This is a genomic window from Bacillus sp. PPSBB_2, from assembly GCF_045291115.1.
Taxonomy (GTDB): domain Bacteria; phylum Bacillota; class Bacilli; order Bacillales; family Bacillaceae_G; genus Bacillus_A; species Bacillus_A cereus.
Map to the genome: position 1 here is coordinate 2,202,751 of NZ_CP147983.1, position 16,469 is coordinate 2,219,219.

The window sequence follows — 16,469 nt, forward strand, 5'->3', positions numbered from 1 at the left end:
CCCTTTTCACGAAACCAAGTACCTACACGTGAAAAAGTAGAAACGTGAGGAACGAAATATAAACCACAAGATACACGAAATGAAGGATATTGATGCAAAAAACGTGTTAATTTGCGTAAAGAGTCAATTTGAAATACAGTTTTCAAGAAAAAGCATTTCAGTAAGGCTTTTCTACAGATTGGTGGGCGACCTGTTACAGGCGGAACGCCTTCAATAGTTAAACTGTCTACGTATGCAAATAAAATCTGTAAAATGGATTGATTTTCATCAAATTTGGTTATCATACTAGTAAATCCGTCCTTTCTGGAGATAGTTTCGGTTACTATCATTTTTCCAGGAAAACGGATTTTTTTATGCATTCATTTTTGGATATTTATGAGTTTTGCAACACCCTCAATATGGAATATTTAGCACAGCTTTCAGTAGATATGAATCTTCAGGAAGAATTGCTGACTGAACTAGAACAATTAGCGGACGAAGTACCTGAAATATGGCGTTTAGATGCGATTGCATATGTGTACGGAGCGATGAATGAAATAGATAAAGAACAAGCACAGGTTGAATACGCACTACAATTAGATGGTGAGCATATAGAAGTTCTATATCATTATGCAAAAGTATTAGTGAAAAAAAGAAATGTAAAAGCAATTGAAGTTGCAATGAAAGTAATACAAAAAGATTTTGATAATGAACGTATATTTGATGTTTATGTAAAAGCAGTAGAGCAACATAAAAAATTGTCTAACATACGAGATTTTCTTCATACGTTAAAGGTGAAAAAAGCAGAAAGGAGTACAGCATTCATGTATGCTGCAGCTGCGGTTACGGAAATATGGATTGAACGCCAGCTGCATGAACAGCCAAAACGATCTATCATTACGAGAGCTTTTTATCGTATGAAAAATCGTGCGAAAGAAATTTCAATGGTTACTATGATAATTGATTTATATGAAATCTCTTTAAAGTTAAATCCGAAAAATAGTATGGCAGCACAGCGATTTGCGCTATTTTATGAGAATGTAGAGATGGATAAAGAAACAATAGAGATTCTGCACACGTCACTAGAAAATAAATGGGATTATGACGTAGCGAAGCAACTTGTAAATCTTTTCGTTGAGTGCGAGGAAGAAGATATGTTAAGAGATGCTTTGGAATTAACGAAACAAATGGTTCGAGAACTACCAGATGATTATGATACTCTTCTTCTGCAAGCACAAGTATTCTTTAAAGCAGGGGAAGAAAGAAAAGCAGAAAAGATTATCTTACAATTAACAGAGCAAACACCGTTTGTAAGTAGAGCATTTCTTGCTTTAGGAGAAATATATCAAAGTCAAGAAAGGTTTGAAGAGGCAATTCATGTATTAGAAAATGCTTCTATACATCATCCAAATGAAACAGCAATTCTTCTTTCTTTAGCATCTTCATATCATGGTGCCGGCCAAACGATACAGGCAGAAAAAATAACAAATGAAGTATTAATAATTGACGCGAGTGATTTGTTAGCAAGATATGATCGTGCTTGTTATTTAGCGCAGTTAAATAGAAATGAAGAGGCGAAGGAAGAGCTTGAATTTGTCCTTCGTGAGGATGAATCGGGATTCTTTGCTGAACTTATTGAGGATGATGAAAATTTAGCAGCATTGCGAGAATTTGAAAAGTAATTGTATAAGAATAGGGAAAAAAGATAAGGATATATTTTGAATTAGTTGACAATTAGTTGCTAAATGGCATAAAATAACTCTTAACAAAGTATACAAATCTGAAGACGAGAAAGAGTAAAATAGTGAGCTGTTCTCCAGAGAGCCGGTATATTGCTGAAAGCCGGTGTGCAGACGTTATTTGAAAATCATCTCCGAGGAGCCGAGGCTGAAAGTAAGTAAGCCCGGACGGATGTCTACCGTTACAAAGAACACGTATGATAGTACGTTGCTAAGTGCTATTAGTGAAAATGCTAATAGAATTAGGGTGGTATCGCGGGTAAACCCGTCCCTACTTTATAGGGACGGGTTTTTTGTGTGCTTTAAAATATTCAAAGGAGTGATTGTATATGGAAAAAGTAGATGTAAAAGAATCAGCTGTAGGAAGAGAAATGCGAATTCGCAAACAGTGGAACGAACAAAATATTTTCGAACAATCAATTCAGAATCGAGAAAGCGCACAGTCTTTCGTATTTTATGAAGGACCACCAACGGCGAACGGACTACCGCATGTAGGTCATGCACTTGGACGAACAATTAAAGATTTAGTAGCAAGATATAAAACGATGGCTGGTTATAAAGTGTTAAGAAAAGCGGGATGGGATACACATGGTTTACCTGTAGAATTAGGCGTTGAGAAGCAACTTGGTATTTCTGGTAAACATGAGATCGAAGAATATGGTATTGAACCATTTATTCAAAAGTGTAAAGAGAGTGTTTTCACATATGAGAAGCAGTGGCGTGAATTCACTGAAAGTATTGGTTATTGGGTAGATATGGATGATCCATATGTAACTTTAAAGAATCCATATATCGAAAGTGTATGGCATATTTTGGGGACAATCCATGAAAAAGGATTGTTATATAAAGGACATAGAGTTTCACCATACTGCCCAAGCTGCCAAACCTCATTGAGCTCACATGAGGTTGCACAAGGGTATAAAACAGTAAAAGATTTAAGTGCAACTGTGAAGTTTAAAGTGAAAGATAGTGAAAATGAGTATTTCTTAGGTTGGACCACAACACCTTGGACACTTCCAGCAAACGTTGCGCTTGCTGTCCATCCAAATATGGAATACGTTAAAGCAAAACAAGAAAGTCATGTATACATTGTTGCGAAAGAACGTGTACAAGAAGTATTAAAAGAGAACTATGAAGTATTATCTGTTCATAAAGGCGAAGAATTATTAAACACATCTTATACAGCGCCATTTCCGATGAAAGAAGTTACAAATGGTTACCGCGTTATTGCAGCAGATTTTGTAACGGGAGATAGTGGTACAGGACTTGTTCATATTGCTCCAGCATATGGAGAGGACGATTATAGAGTTGTTCAAAGTGAAGGATTGTCATTCTTGCACGTTGTAGATGAAAAAGGTGAGTATACAGAGGCAGTACCATTTTTGAAAGGGAAATTTGTAAAAGATTGTGACGTGGATATCGTTCGTTATTTAGCGAAGGAAGGTTTACTGTATCATAAAGAAAAATATGAACATAGCTATCCGCATTGCTGGCGTTGTGATTCACCACTACTTTATTATGCAGGAGAAAGTTGGTTAATCCGAACAACTGCAATTAAAGATACATTTTTACAAAATAATGATTCTGTTACTTGGTATCCGGATCATATGAAACATGGGCGCTTTGGTAAGTTTTTAGAAAATATGGTGGACTGGAATATTAGCCGAAATAGATATTGGGGAACGCCATTAAACGTGTGGAAATGTGAAAGTTGTGATCATCAGTTCGCACCGAAAAGCATTGCCGAATTAAGAAAGCATAGTACGAAAGAAACACCGGAAGATTTGGAATTGCATAAGCCGTATGTAGATGAAGTGCAAGTCTGCTGCGAGAAATGCGGAGGCACAATGAATCGTACACCAGAAGTAATTGATGTTTGGTTTGATAGTGGTTCTATGCCATTTGCACAATATCATTACCCATTTGAAAATAAAGAGTTATTTGAAGAGCAGTTTCCAGCGGATGTTATTGCAGAAGGAATTGATCAAACACGCGGCTGGTTTTATAGTTTATTAGCAGTCTCAGCACTATATACAGGAAAAGTACCGTATAAACGAGTGTTATCATTAGGGCATGTCTTAGATGAAGAAGGACAGAAAATGTCTAAAAGTAAAGGGAATGCACTAGACCCAGTTGATTTAGTAGATAAGTTTGGTGCAGATGCGCTAAGATGGGCTTTACTTGTTGATAGTGCCCCGTGGAATGCGAAGCGTTTTTCTGAAAGAACAGTACTGGAAGCGAAATCTAAATTTGTAGATACATTAGTCAATGTGTATAGCTTCTACGTTTTATATGCAAATTTAGATGAATATAATCCGAAAGAAACGTATGATGTAAGGCTTACAAAATTAGACGAATGGGTATTATCAAGATTGCATAGTACAACGAAAAAAGTAAGAACTGCACTTGATGATTATCAATTTACGAATGCAGCTCGTGAAATTGCAGCACTTGTAGATGAAGTGAGTAACTGGTATGTAAGACGCTCACGTAATCGTTTCTGGGAATCTGGTATGAACGCTGAGAAAGCAGCTGCGTATGAGACACTTCATGAAGTGCTTGTAACAATTAGTAAATTAATTGCACCATTTACACCGTTTGTCGCGGAAGACATTCATCTAAATTTAGAAGGAGGCAGCGTTCATTTAGCTGATTATCCAGTTGTAAATGAATCACTACTTCAACCGAAATTAGAAGCGGAAATGGATGCTGTTTTACAAGTTGTTGAACTTGGAAGAAGTAACCGTAATCAGCATTCTTTAAAAGTAAAACAGCCGCTAGCAGAACTTGTATTACTTGAGCATAACGAGAATGATATGGATTGGGAATCTTATCGTGATATCGTTATGGATGAGTTAAATGTAAAAGCATTCCATGTTGAACTCGATGAAACAAAATACACATCATATCAATTGAAGCTTAATTTTAAAACAGCGGGGCCGAAATTCGGTAAAAATGTGAATGCAGTGAATGGTTGGCTAAAACAATTATCACAAGAAGAAGTACAAAACTTTGTATCAACAGGAAGAGCAGTTTACGAAGCAACGCCAGGAGAAGAAGTAGTTGTAACTGCTGAAGATGTGTTAGTTGAGAAAGTTGCAAAATCAGGATTCTCTAATACGACTAACGGACAATATACGGTTATGTTAGATACGAATGTAACGGAAGAATTGTTGCAAGAAGGAGTAGCGCGTGAATTCATTCGTGCGGTTCAAGAATATCGTAAACAGTTGAATTTACCAGTTAATTTACGAGTGGATGTTATTCTTGATACAGAAGTAGAGCTACAGCGAACGTTAACGAACCATAAAGATTTATTGGAAGAAAACTTACTCGTTAAACAATTTACATTTGGTCACTTAACGAACGAAGACGATGAACTTTCTTTAGGTGAAACGAAAGTTCGAATTAAATTAAGCGCGGCTCATTAAAGGAGAAGGAAGTTGGAATGATTCCAACTTCCTTTTTGTATGATGGAAATTTATCCGGCTAATTTCCTCATAATCCATTCGATAGGACCTCTAGAAAATTTCTTTCTCCATAACACACTAATTAAAATGCTGAAAATGAAAAATGCAGTAGCAAATAATAAAACGAATAGTAGTGATTGATTTTCCATTCTATTTAATAGAATTAATGTCCCAATACCGATAAATACATGACTGACATAATGAGTTAATGTTAATTGTCCTGTTTGTACAATGGAAGTGACAAACCAATTATTTCTATATTTTTCAGCGATATAGAGGCAAATGATTAATATAGCAATAGAGGATCCTGTAGCAGATAAAATATATAATACATTTGGTAAGATGGGTCCTGTATTAAATAAAAATGTGGCGGCCTCTCTGCCGATGTATGGAATAAAAAAGTGTGTAAGTCCTTTTGATAAAAGTTCTGTCAATATTGTGATTGTAATACCGAGTAAGAGTAATCTTTTTTTTATTTTTTTATTATGAAGATCTAACCTGCCAATTAACATACCGATTAAGAAGAACGAGAACCAAGGGAAAATAGGGTGATAGCCATTAAAGAATAAGTTGCGAAGAAAACCCTTTATTGTCCAGAAGTCTACATAATTTATAAATGGAGTTGGACCTACCCAACCCTCGAAAGTATTGAAAGTAAGCTGAAGAGATTGTGCGAACAATAAAATAATGATAGAAAGAAAAAGTAATAGTTTTTTGCGTACTGTCATGAGTAATGCAGCAACGAAAAGGTAAACACCATAGTAGTGTAATATATCCCCAGTCCACTCCATTACATATAGTAGTAATCCTAAAATAAATAAGAAAAGTGATCGTTTCCATATGGTCTTTCGGCTATTAGAAATTTTTATTTGTTCATTGCTAGCAACGGCTGACCTAGTCATTAAAGTTATACCGATTCCAGCAAGTATAACAAACAAAGCAGAGGCTCTACCTTCAAATAGTGACATGAAGGTTATTAAAAAAGGGGGACCATTTCCTTCTGCACCTGTTATCACCATGAAATTAACAAGTAGCATACCAAACATCGCCCAAGCTCTAGCAAAATCTAAGCCGATAATGCGTTTTTTTATATTCACTTCAACCCCTTCTTTCAAAAATGTTATTTACAGCTTCAATCCAAATTTGTTTATAATCTATCTTTGCATCAATCATCATAAAATTTCCGATATTATCAAGCACTAATGCTAACATATGAGCTTTTGAAACTAGATTTTTATTTTCAATTAATTGAAGTTCATTTGCTTTTGTAAGGAGTAATTCAAATCCATGTAAATATTCTGTTTGCACAGTTAGTAATCGATCTTTGTACATCTTGTTTCTTGAAGATAGTAATACATATTCTTGTAGCACTCGGTTAAAATAAGGGTCGTTTCGCTGTTCATCAATTATTTTAAGGCCAATTGCAATACATTTTTCAATAAAATTTGATTTTGTAAACTCTTCTGTATGGAAATACGAAGAGAACTGCATAGCTTTACATAATTCAGTAAAAATACATTCAATTAAAGCATCTTTAGACTTAAAGTAGTAATATATAGATGGTTTTGCGATACCAACCTCCTCACCAATCATTGTATAAGTTGTTTTAACAATACCGTACGTAGCAAAAAGGCGATAACTTGCTTCCATTATTGAAGAGAGTGTTTCTTCACTTTTACTCATATAGATCCTCCTAAAAAAAGGTTATTTAAATCGTATCATTTACAAGTGATTTTTTCAACCTACCGTTAGGTAAAAAATAGCCTGTTTTTTTAAACAGTAATATGAAAAGCTTTAGGGATAAGGAATGGATTTAGAAATTTCTTTCTAAAGTATTGTGTTCACTTTACACATAAATATTGAGAAAATTTCACTTACCCTAAATGGAAAGGTAATAGAAGTGTTCATAGAGAATTACTCGTAGATTCAATTTTTATCCATCCGTTTTGCGGGGAATCATTGCCTAGTGGTAATGGGATAAGGTTGAGCTACTTTATTAGGGGGAGTGGTTCTATGTTTAATAAAAAAATGGTGGCAATGGCAATGACTGTGCCGTTAGTAATGGGGACAATTTCTACGGTTTCGGCATTGGAAAAACAACAGCAAGTAAAGTTAGAAGCTTATTCGCCACAGAAAAAAGCAACTGAATATTTAAAAGAAAATGCTGCGCAGTATGGATTGAAAACAGATCTTTCAGACTTGCAATATATTTCTACAACAGAAACGTCAGTAGCTTCATATGTTAGGTTCCAACAAGTTGTTAATGGTGCACCTGTATTTTCAAAACAAATAACAGTTACGCTTAACGGAGAGGGAAAGGGAGTACTCGCTGTTTCTGATTATCAGCCTGTTACAGGTGTGAAGGAAGTAACGACAAAAATTAGTGAAAAAGATGCAATACAAAAATCAATGGCGTATGTTGGAGAAGCAAGTGAGCAAAATTTATGGGCTCCTACAGATAAAGAGTTCGGATATATTGTTGAAGAAGGAATTGCTCGTCCAGTATATAAAGTTGTAGTCCATTCTAATAATCCATTTGGTGCATGGGAAACATTTATTGATGCAGAAAATGGAAAGTTAATTAAAAAGGTTGATATAAACCGAAAAGCTGAAGGGTCAGGAAAAGTATTTTTACCTAACCCAGTCGTATCTAGCGGTAGTAAAGTAGGCTTAAAAGATAATAACGATGCAGATTCAACAGCTCTAACGAACCAACTGAAAACTGTTACGTTAAAAGGTTTAGATGGAACAGGATTTTTAATTGGAGAATATGTAACGATTTCTTCAAAAGCGAAAACAAAATCTACGAATTTACAATTTAACTATACACGCGCAAATGATAGCTTTGAAGATGTTATGTCGTACTATCATATCGACACATTGCAACGTTACATTCAAAGTCTAGGTTTTAAAAATATTAATAACCGTTCGATAAAAGTGAATGTTAATGGTACAACTGATGATAACTCATTCTATTCTCCATCAACAAAAGCTTTGACTTTCGGTACTGGCGGTGTTGATGATGCAGAAGATGCTGGTATTATCGCACATGAATATGGGCATTCGATTCAAGATAACCAAGTTCCTGGCTTTGGTAGTTCAGCAGAAGGTGGAGCGATGGGAGAAGGATTTGGCGACTTCTTAGGTGCTACATATGAAGATGCAGTATCGACTACTGGATATGGTAAAGCATGTGTTGGAGAATGGGATGCGACAGCTTATTCTAGTTCAAATCCAACATGCTTACGCCGATTAGATACGAATAAAGTATATCCGAAAGATATAACGAATGAAGTGCATGATGATGGTGAAATTTGGGCTCAAGGTCAATACGAAATGGCACAAGCTTTTGGCCGTGATGTAGCAACAAAAATCATTTTACAATCACACTGGTCATTAACACCAAACTCTAAATTCAGTGATGGAGCGAAAGCGATTAAGCAAGCGGATGCTCTTTTATATGGCGGACAACATGCTGCTGATATCGATCGCATTTGGGCAGCGAGAGGCATTAGTACGAATTAATATAAAAAGTCGTGGCATTATAAGCCACGACTTTTTAATTTGCTTACGAACTGGTACTAGTAAATAAAGCTATATCAATGATAGTGTGAATATATCCGTATCCCATTTACTTTTTAGCTTCTTTAAAAACAAAATGCTCTTTAAATTTTCTAGATTCAACTTTTTGACCATTTCGCATCGATTGGAATGGGTGTTCTTGCCATGTAATAATAACATCAACTTCATCTGCTTTTGTAGCAACGGGTAAATTAGCGTGTTCAAATCCAGTTTTTCCACTTGCCAAACGACTTTCCTTTAGGGAAAAGAGTTCATATTTCGTTTTCTTATTTGGTTCGTTGCGGAATACTTCGACGTTTACATTATATACTTCACTATTCCCGACATTCTTTACTGAAAAATGATATGTTTGAAATTCATCTTTTTTAGCTTGAAGCATATTCTTGTTTGTTTTTTTCGGTTTATCAATATTCACTTGCCATTGATCAGAGTTTTGAGAGATTGGTAAAGATTTTGGTGAATAGGCATACGTTTCGTTTACTACAATTAAGCAAAACAAAAGGAGAAAGAAACTAATTGCTTTTTGCATATACACACCTCGCTTTAAAATTTTTATTAATATGCGTAAATGAATTAGTTTTTATGTAAAAATTGGAAAATATTAAAGGTGTAATTTTGGATTTAATACATAAGAATATGTATTACAAAATTAACTTTTCACAATTTAGAAGAAGTTAGGAGTTATAAAACCAGAATGTTTCAAAAAAAGCTTGCGTTTTATAAGGTGAGGAGTTAGAATACTCTGTAAATATAAAAAGTGATGATCAGGAAAAGTACATGGTGCAAAGGTCTACAGAGAGCAGCCGATTGCTGGGAAGGTTGCGATACCGCATGATGGAAAGACACCTGTGAGTGTTGCTTTGAACGTGATTATTAGTAAAAGCAAACGGTACCTACCGTTATCAGGGCTAAGATGGTCAATATGACAATTTGGGTGGTACCGCGGAAAAAATCCGTCCCTATTTATAGGGGCGGATTTTTGTATTCTTTGAAAGGGGGTGAGTGACCGTGGATGATGACGATGACAACAATAACGTAAATAAATATAAAATTACTGGAGGGAAAAATAATGGATTCAATAATGAAGCGTTCACTCACAAAAGAATGTACAAAGCAAAGTGGAAAGGTTGTATTACTTCAAGGATGGGTAAAAAAAATTCGGCACCTTGGAAATGTTAGTTTTTTATTATTACGGGACAGAACAGGAGTAATTCAATGTGTATTAGAAAATGAATTGGCCGGATATAAAGTTGATGTAGAAAGTGTTGTCCATGTAATCGGTGAGATAGTCGAGACGTCGAAAACGGAATTGGGTGTTGAAGTACTTGCTCATGAAGTGAAAGTAATAAACGGTGCAGAGCCACTTCCATTTGAAATAAATAAAAAGAAGTTACAAGTTGGCTTAGATCAACTACTTAATGAGCGGGTAATATCATTAAGGCATGAGCGAACTGCAGCGATTTTTAAAGTGAAATCTACACTCGTTCAGAGCTTTAGTGAATTTCTAATAGAGAACGATTTCACACGTATATTTACTCCGAAAATTGTTTCGCAAGGGGCAGAAGGAGGAGCAAATGTTTTTAAGCTTCCATACTTCCAAAAAGAAGCTTATTTAGCACAATCACCACAGTTCTACAAACAAATGATGGTAGCGGGTGGACTAGAACGAGTTTTTGAAATTGCACCTGTATATAGAGCGGAACATCATAACTCTTCCCGTCATTTGAATGAATATATCTCGTTAGACGTAGAACTTGGATTTATTCATGATTTTTATGAAGTGATGCAACTAGAAACGGATGTTTTACGATATATATTTCAACAAGTAGCGAAAAAATGTGAAATAGAACTACAACTATTACAAATAGAAGTACCTGTTATTACTGAAATACCTAAAATTACATTGTTAGAAGCACAAGAAATTTTGAAAAGTAAGTATCGTAAAGAATCTCCTGTAGGGGATTTAGATACAGAAGGTGAAAAGTTACTAGGGAAATATGTAAAGGAAACATATAATAGTGAATTTGTTTTCATTACACATTATCCGAAAGAAGCGAGACCGATGTATACGATGCAAAATAAAGAGAATCCAGCTATTACTGATTCATTCGACTTATTATATAAAGGGTTAGAAATAACGTCAGGGGCACAGCGAATTCATAATTATGAAATGTTACTCGCTTCGTTTAAAGAAAAAGGATTACACCCAGAGAAATTTCAATCTTATTTAAATACATTCCGATACGGTTGTCCCCCGCATGGAGGTTTCGGAATTGGGTTAGAAAGGATTGTATATAAACTATTAGAATTAACAAATGTACGAGAGGCGAGTGCTTTTCCGAGAGATTGTACTCGTCTTATACCGTAAAAAGAATCTTCGCGATTATCGCGAAGATTTTTTTTTATAGTTCGTTTGAAAAGGTGAAAATATAGACTCTTTCTTTTTATAATAAGCTTAGTAAAAGTCAGTTGAAATATGAACCATTTCGACAAAAAAATAATATACCCCTTGACAGTTACAAATATAACAGATATACTTCATATTAATTTCAAAAGAAAATATATTCTAAATATTAAAATGTGTTGAATAGGAGTAGTAAGGTCATGTATTTGTACAGAGAGCTATGGGTTGGTGTGACATAGTCAAATGACATCCTGAACTCGCCTAGGAGCAGTAAGGTGGAACGGAATTACATTCTTAGTAAATCTTAACGGTTAACCTTCGATATTAGGTTTGTAATCAAACGATTACTACTAAGGTGGATTCATAATGGAATCAATAAGGGTGGTACCGCGTTAAGTAAATGGCTTAGCGTCTCTTTATATAGAGATGCTAGGCCATTTTTTTATTATATGGAAGAAGAAATGGAGGGTATATTTGGATAGGTCTATAAAATTTATTTATTTATATAAAAAGATTTAATTAGGAGGAAAATGAGATGAAACAGACGGAGCAATGGACTTCGAAATTAGGTTTTATAATGGCAGCAGCCGGATCAGCAATTGGACTTGGTGCGATATGGAAGTTTCCTTATATCGCTGGGAAGAGTGGGGGAGGAGCGTTCTTTTTAATCTTTATATTATTTACTGTTTTAATTGGACTACCGCTACTTATAGCTGAATTTATGATTGGACGCAGTACGCAGAAACAAGCAGTTGGAGCATTTAAAAGCATCGCACCAAATACAGGATGGCACTGGATCGGACGCCTTGGCGTTGGAACGTGTTTTATACTACTTTCGTTTTATAGTGTTGTAGGTGGATGGGTATTAATTTATTTATTCAGAGGAATAACTGGACAACTGATTACTCCAGGACAAAATTACGGTGCGTTATTTACTGAAACAATTGGGAATCCTGCTTGGGCTATTATGGGACATTTCGCTTTTATGTTCATTACGATATGGGTTGTATCAAAGGGTGTACAAAACGGAATTGAAAAAGCAAGTAAATATATGTTGCCAGCATTGTTCGTTTTATTTGTCGCTCTTATTGTTCGTTCGTTAACACTTGATGATGCAATGAAAGGTGTGAAGTTTTTCTTACAACCAGATTTCTCAAAGATTACTTCGGAAAGTATTTTGTTCGCAATGGGGCAATCATTCTTTGCAATTAGTATCGGGATTTCAATTATGGTTACGTATAGTTCCTATTTAAATAAAAAAGAAAGTTTACCAAAATCAGCAATAACAATTGTTGGATTGAATTTATTTGTTTCTTTATTTGCGGGTCTTGCCATTTTTCCGGCCGTATTTTCATTAGGAATGGAGCCGACAGAAGGACCTGGATTACTATTTATCGTATTACCATCTGTATTTAGTCAAATTCCATTTGGTGGGTTTTTCTTAACAGTATTCCTTGCACTATTTACATTTGCGACATTAACATCGGCATTTTCTCTACTAGAAACTGTTGTTTCAGCATTAGCAAATGGTGAACAAGAAAGAAGAACGAAACTATCATGGATCATTGGTTTCTGTATTTTCTTAGTAGGTATACCATCTGCGTTATCATTTGGAGTATGGAGTGATATTACGATTTTTGGAAAGAATATTTTTGATGCGGTAGACTTTTTATCTAGTAATATATTAATGCCACTTGGAGCACTATTTATTAGTATTTTCGTTTCATTCAAAATGGAGAAGAAGGTACTAGAAGCAGAGTTTTTTGTAGGTGGTAATTATGGAAAGAAAGTATTTACTTGTTGGGCATTTTTACTTCGATTTGTAGCACCACTTGCAATAATTATCGTCTTCTTAAATGTAATAGGGATTATTTAACATTAAATGTTATAATATTCAGTAAAAAAGGGGAGGTGATGATCATAAAGGCAAATTTGATAGAAGCAGGGAGATACATGAATATTAGAGGGAAAAAGCTATACGTTGAAACGCATGGAAATCCTAAAGATAAACCAGTCTTATATTTGCATGGTGGACCAGGAGAGAGTTGCTATGATTTTTCATTTCATCAAGCGGAACGTTTAAAAGATTCTCTATATGTAATTATGATAGATCAAAGGGGTGTTTGTCGCTCAGAAGAAATTACTGAGGATGAAGCTTTTGGATTAAATGATTTAATTGAAGACTGTGAGGAACTAAGAAAAGCATTACAAATTGAAAAGTGGTCTGTAATTGGACATTCTTTCGGTGGCTATTTAGCATTGTTATATGCGTCGATATATCCAAGTTCAATAGAGAAAATAATATTTGAAGGGCCAACTTTCGACTTTGCATTAACAAGTAGAGCTTTATTACAAAAGACAGGGCATTTATTAAAAAAGCATGAAAAAGAAGAAGTAGCAAAAGAGTGCTTTGCTTATTCATCTAGCTATGCTAGTTCAGAAGAGTTGTTAGAAGCCTATATAAGATTAAGCGCTGAATTAGAAGAAAAAAGAATGGAGATTTACAATTATAAGGAAGATGAGACAGACTATAGTTTATATAGCGATGAAGAGTGGGAAGTATTTTCAAATCGCTCTCAAATTCATTTTGATAGATTAAAATTAGAGGGTGCATGTCATAAATCATTATTATATAAAATAAAAGAAGTACAGAATCCAATGTTATTAATTGTAGGAAAACATGATGTAGTAACGTGTGAAGAACAAATTAAAACATTTAATAAAGATGCCCGAAACGGCAAGTATATCGTATTTGAAGAGAGCGGTCATTCACCTCATTATGAGGAAGCAGATAGGTTTGCAGAAACAGTCATACATTTTTTGAAATGAAGAAAAGGGTGCTTCTATAAATGAGAGGCACCCTTTCTATATTTCTGGATATGTGATTGTGATGTTAGGCCACTTACTTTGCCAATTCTTTTTTATAACTCTGTTTTTGTACATATGTAATCGTTCTTTCGATTCAAGAAAATGAGCTGTTGGTCTCACTTGTAAGGAAAGGACATCTTCAATACCACATGGGGCTGTTAATATGACGTTGTTTAGTTCATCAAGTGTAACTCCTAATGCCGTTGCTGTTTCAGGAAATTTAGAAATAGCATCAACAGAAGAAGAATATGGTGGCATATTATTCACTACATGCATACGAGCTTGATTTTTTACAGACCAAGGGATAGTAGCATCAATATTCATTAATTTCGTTTCTAATGATTGTTCGTATATCTCATCTTGATGTAGACTATCATAATAAATTACATCAACATCAGGCATAGCCGTTTTAGCTTCATAGTCATGTAAAGTATCCCAAATTTTAGAACGAACAAATCCGGCACAAATCCACCAATCAGGTAACTCTAGTGATTTTGCCATTTGTAATACATTCATCATCCATTCGTCGTTTTCTATTAAGCGAATGATATCTTGTTCTGTTTGTATAGTCATTTGTTATCTCACCTGCTTTTTTTTAGAGAGTAAATTTAATTCATAAGCTTTATAATCCATGTAATCCAGTAAGCACCTGGTATGAATAACAGTTGAGCAAGTAATGTACCAAAAAGTCTAGAAATCATTAGCCAAGCATACATTTTACTCATTGCTTCAGCACCTTCTTCTGATTGAAGAGCTCGCTCTGTTAAAAGAGCAATACGTGGATCTAGTAGCACTGTTAATAAAATAGTAGCAAAACCATTAATAAGACCAGAAGCTGTAGTGGCTTTTGTTGCGAAAGCTGGAATTAAAAAAGAAGCATATAGTGCGGAAAGAACTCCCGCTGTATAAATTGCAGTAGCGAACATGTTAATAAGCATTATACGCTTTGGAATACCGCCGATACGCAGTCTATGAATCATTTCTAACTTTGGAAAGCGGACATATTTTTTTGTGTACTTTAATTTTTGAATGTTATTCGTTTTCATCATTCGAATGAAAGAACCGTCTGTTTCAAAGTTTTGAATGACATATCCAAATAGTTTTGTCAAAGTTGGATACAGTATAATCGCAAGCAATGTACCGATAGAAGCAGATAATAGTACAAGACGTATAATATGCTCTAAATCAATAGAAGGATCTAGTTTTGCTTCGTCCACAATCCCGCCAAGTAAAAAGGCTTGTAGTAAGTTTGACGTTCTTGAAATGAGTAATACGATTCCTACGACGGATAATGCGACAGCAATCTTCTTTAAACGAACCCCCGCTAATCGAATACTATAAGAGCTTGTTTCAACTGCGTGGATTACAATTGTGAAAGCCATTATAAAAATTAACGTAATTGACATTTGTTTCACCAGTTTCTATTAAAATAATTGTAACTTTTTTACTGTATCATATCTATCGTATTTTGTAACTGAAAGTATGTGACATATGGAAATTGATTTTTCGAAAAAATAGATAATGATAGTATAATAGGGAGAAGTGGAAGAGATGTTAGCAGTTATTTATACAGCAAATTAAGTGGAGGAATGAAACATGTATAAAACATTTCTATTTGATTTAGATGGAACTTTAACGGATCCGAAAGAAGGGATTGTAAACTCGGTTTTATATGCGTTAAAAAAAGTAGGAATTGAAGAAGTACATGTAAGTGAGTTAGATTCATTTATAGGTCCTCCTATTCAGCAATCATTCATAGAGAGATATAATATGAGTGAAGGAGAGCTTGAACGTGCTGTTTTTTATTTCCGTGAGTATTTAAAGCAGCGTGGATTGTTTGAAAATAATGTATATGAGGGGATTCTGAAGCTCTTGCAACAATTAAAAAGTTCAGGGAATCGCATATTTGTAGCAACTTCAAAGCCCACTGTATTTGCGAAACAAGTTATAGAGCATTTTCAATTGACGAATTATTTCGAAGATATCATTGGAAGTAATTTAGATGGTACAAGAATAAAAAAAGATGAAATAATTACTCATATTTTACAAACAAATGAAGAACTAAATAAAGAAGAAATGATAATGATCGGTGATAGAAAGCACGATATAATAGGTGCGAATCAGAATGGAATTGCTTCAATTGGTGTTTTATATGGCTATGGCTGTGAGAAAGAACTGACTGAAGTTAGTGCGACTTACATAGTGAAAGATGTTGAAGAACTGTATCATTTTTGTGTAGAAAAAAGTTTAATAAATTAGTAAATATAGATTCTAGCAATCCCTTTATAACGTATGACGATGAATTCGTTTCTGTTTAAAGGGATTTTTCATATGTAATCGAATAATTATAATTAGACATTTTTAGCATAAAAATTTGTATGAATAAGAGGAGGGATGTCAGAATTAAAAGGTTAGTAGAAATTTATC

Annotated in this window: 12 protein-coding genes, 1 pseudogene and 3 other annotated features; of the genes and pseudogenes, 7 read left to right on the top strand and 6 right to left on the bottom strand. The window is 34.6% G+C overall.

The window, feature by feature from the left end:
• Positions 1-284 (bottom strand): transposase (locus tag V6946_RS11075; protein ID WP_406622057.1); only part of this gene is annotated, 284 nt, incomplete at its 3' end.
• A gap of 108 nt (positions 285-392) precedes the next feature.
• Between V6946_RS11075 and V6946_RS11080 the strand changes: the two are divergent.
• Both V6946_RS11080 and ileS read left to right on the top strand, forming a co-directional pair.
• Positions 393-1,661 (top strand): annotated as a pseudogene (locus V6946_RS11080) (tetratricopeptide repeat protein); the annotation flags it as partial.
• A 92-nt stretch (positions 1,662-1,753) separates the two neighbouring features.
• Positions 1,754-1,994, top strand: a binding site (T-box leader).
• 53 nt (positions 1,995-2,047) lie between these two features.
• A complete protein-coding gene (gene ileS, locus V6946_RS11085; RefSeq protein ID WP_366981820.1) occupies positions 2,048-5,149 on the top strand; it encodes an isoleucine--tRNA ligase in 3,102 nt (1,033 codons plus the stop codon).
• 50 nt (positions 5,150-5,199) lie between these two features.
• Here ileS and V6946_RS11090 read toward each other — a convergent pair whose 3' ends face one another.
• Complete coding sequence (locus V6946_RS11090) at positions 5,200-6,285, bottom strand: DUF418 domain-containing protein (protein ID WP_001022158.1); 1,086 nt, start codon at positions 6,283-6,285, stop codon at positions 5,200-5,202.
• Position 6,286: 1 nt separating this feature from the next.
• The gene (locus V6946_RS11095) at positions 6,287-6,871 is read right to left on the bottom strand and encodes a TetR/AcrR family transcriptional regulator (RefSeq protein ID WP_366981821.1); all 585 of its coding nucleotides are present in this window, start codon (positions 6,869-6,871) and stop codon (positions 6,287-6,289) included.
• 330 nt (positions 6,872-7,201) lie between these two features.
• On the opposite strand from V6946_RS11095, the gene V6946_RS11100 reads away from it, so the two are divergent.
• A complete protein-coding gene (locus V6946_RS11100) occupies positions 7,202-8,713 on the top strand; it encodes a M36 family metallopeptidase (protein WP_366981823.1) in 1,512 nt (503 codons plus the stop codon).
• 106 nt (positions 8,714-8,819) lie between these two features.
• Here V6946_RS11100 and V6946_RS11105 read toward each other — a convergent pair whose 3' ends face one another.
• Positions 8,820-9,299 carry a hypothetical protein gene (locus V6946_RS11105; RefSeq protein WP_001167910.1) on the bottom strand — a complete coding sequence of 160 codons (480 nt, stop codon included), beginning with the start codon at positions 9,297-9,299 and terminating at the stop codon, positions 8,820-8,822.
• A 222-nt stretch (positions 9,300-9,521) separates the two neighbouring features.
• Positions 9,522-9,734: a binding site (T-box leader), on the top strand.
• Positions 9,735-9,839: 105 nt separating this feature from the next.
• Between V6946_RS11105 and aspS the strand changes: the two genes are divergently transcribed.
• From aspS to V6946_RS11120, 3 genes are all read left to right on the top strand, one after another.
• Positions 9,840-11,138, top strand: coding sequence for an aspartate--tRNA(Asn) ligase (gene aspS / locus V6946_RS11110; RefSeq protein ID WP_000377342.1), 1,299 nt, complete (start codon positions 9,840-9,842; stop codon positions 11,136-11,138).
• A gap of 206 nt (positions 11,139-11,344) precedes the next feature.
• Positions 11,345-11,593 (top strand) — a binding site (T-box leader).
• A gap of 116 nt (positions 11,594-11,709) precedes the next feature.
• The gene (locus tag V6946_RS11115) at positions 11,710-13,050 is read left to right on the top strand and encodes a sodium-dependent transporter (protein WP_366981825.1); all 1,341 of its coding nucleotides are present in this window, start codon (positions 11,710-11,712) and stop codon (positions 13,048-13,050) included.
• A gap of 77 nt (positions 13,051-13,127) precedes the next feature.
• The gene (locus V6946_RS11120; protein ID WP_006922720.1) at positions 13,128-14,003 is read left to right on the top strand and encodes an alpha/beta fold hydrolase; all 876 of its coding nucleotides are present in this window, start codon (positions 13,128-13,130) and stop codon (positions 14,001-14,003) included.
• 36 nt (positions 14,004-14,039) lie between these two features.
• On the opposite strand, the gene V6946_RS11125 is transcribed toward V6946_RS11120, so the two are convergent.
• Both V6946_RS11125 and V6946_RS11130 read right to left on the bottom strand, forming a co-directional pair.
• Positions 14,040-14,615 carry a nucleotidyltransferase family protein gene (locus V6946_RS11125; protein WP_006922721.1) on the bottom strand — a complete coding sequence of 192 codons (576 nt, stop codon included), beginning with the start codon at positions 14,613-14,615 and terminating at the stop codon, positions 14,040-14,042.
• Positions 14,616-14,650: 35 nt separating this feature from the next.
• Positions 14,651-15,448, bottom strand: coding sequence for a lipid II flippase Amj family protein (locus V6946_RS11130; RefSeq protein WP_000028911.1), 798 nt, complete (start codon positions 15,446-15,448; stop codon positions 14,651-14,653).
• A gap of 190 nt (positions 15,449-15,638) precedes the next feature.
• On the opposite strand from V6946_RS11130, the gene V6946_RS11135 reads away from it, so the two are divergent.
• On the top strand, positions 15,639-16,301 hold the full coding sequence (locus tag V6946_RS11135) for an HAD family hydrolase (RefSeq protein ID WP_006922722.1): 663 nt from the start codon (positions 15,639-15,641) through the stop codon (positions 16,299-16,301).
• Positions 16,302-16,469: the final 168 nt, after the last annotated feature.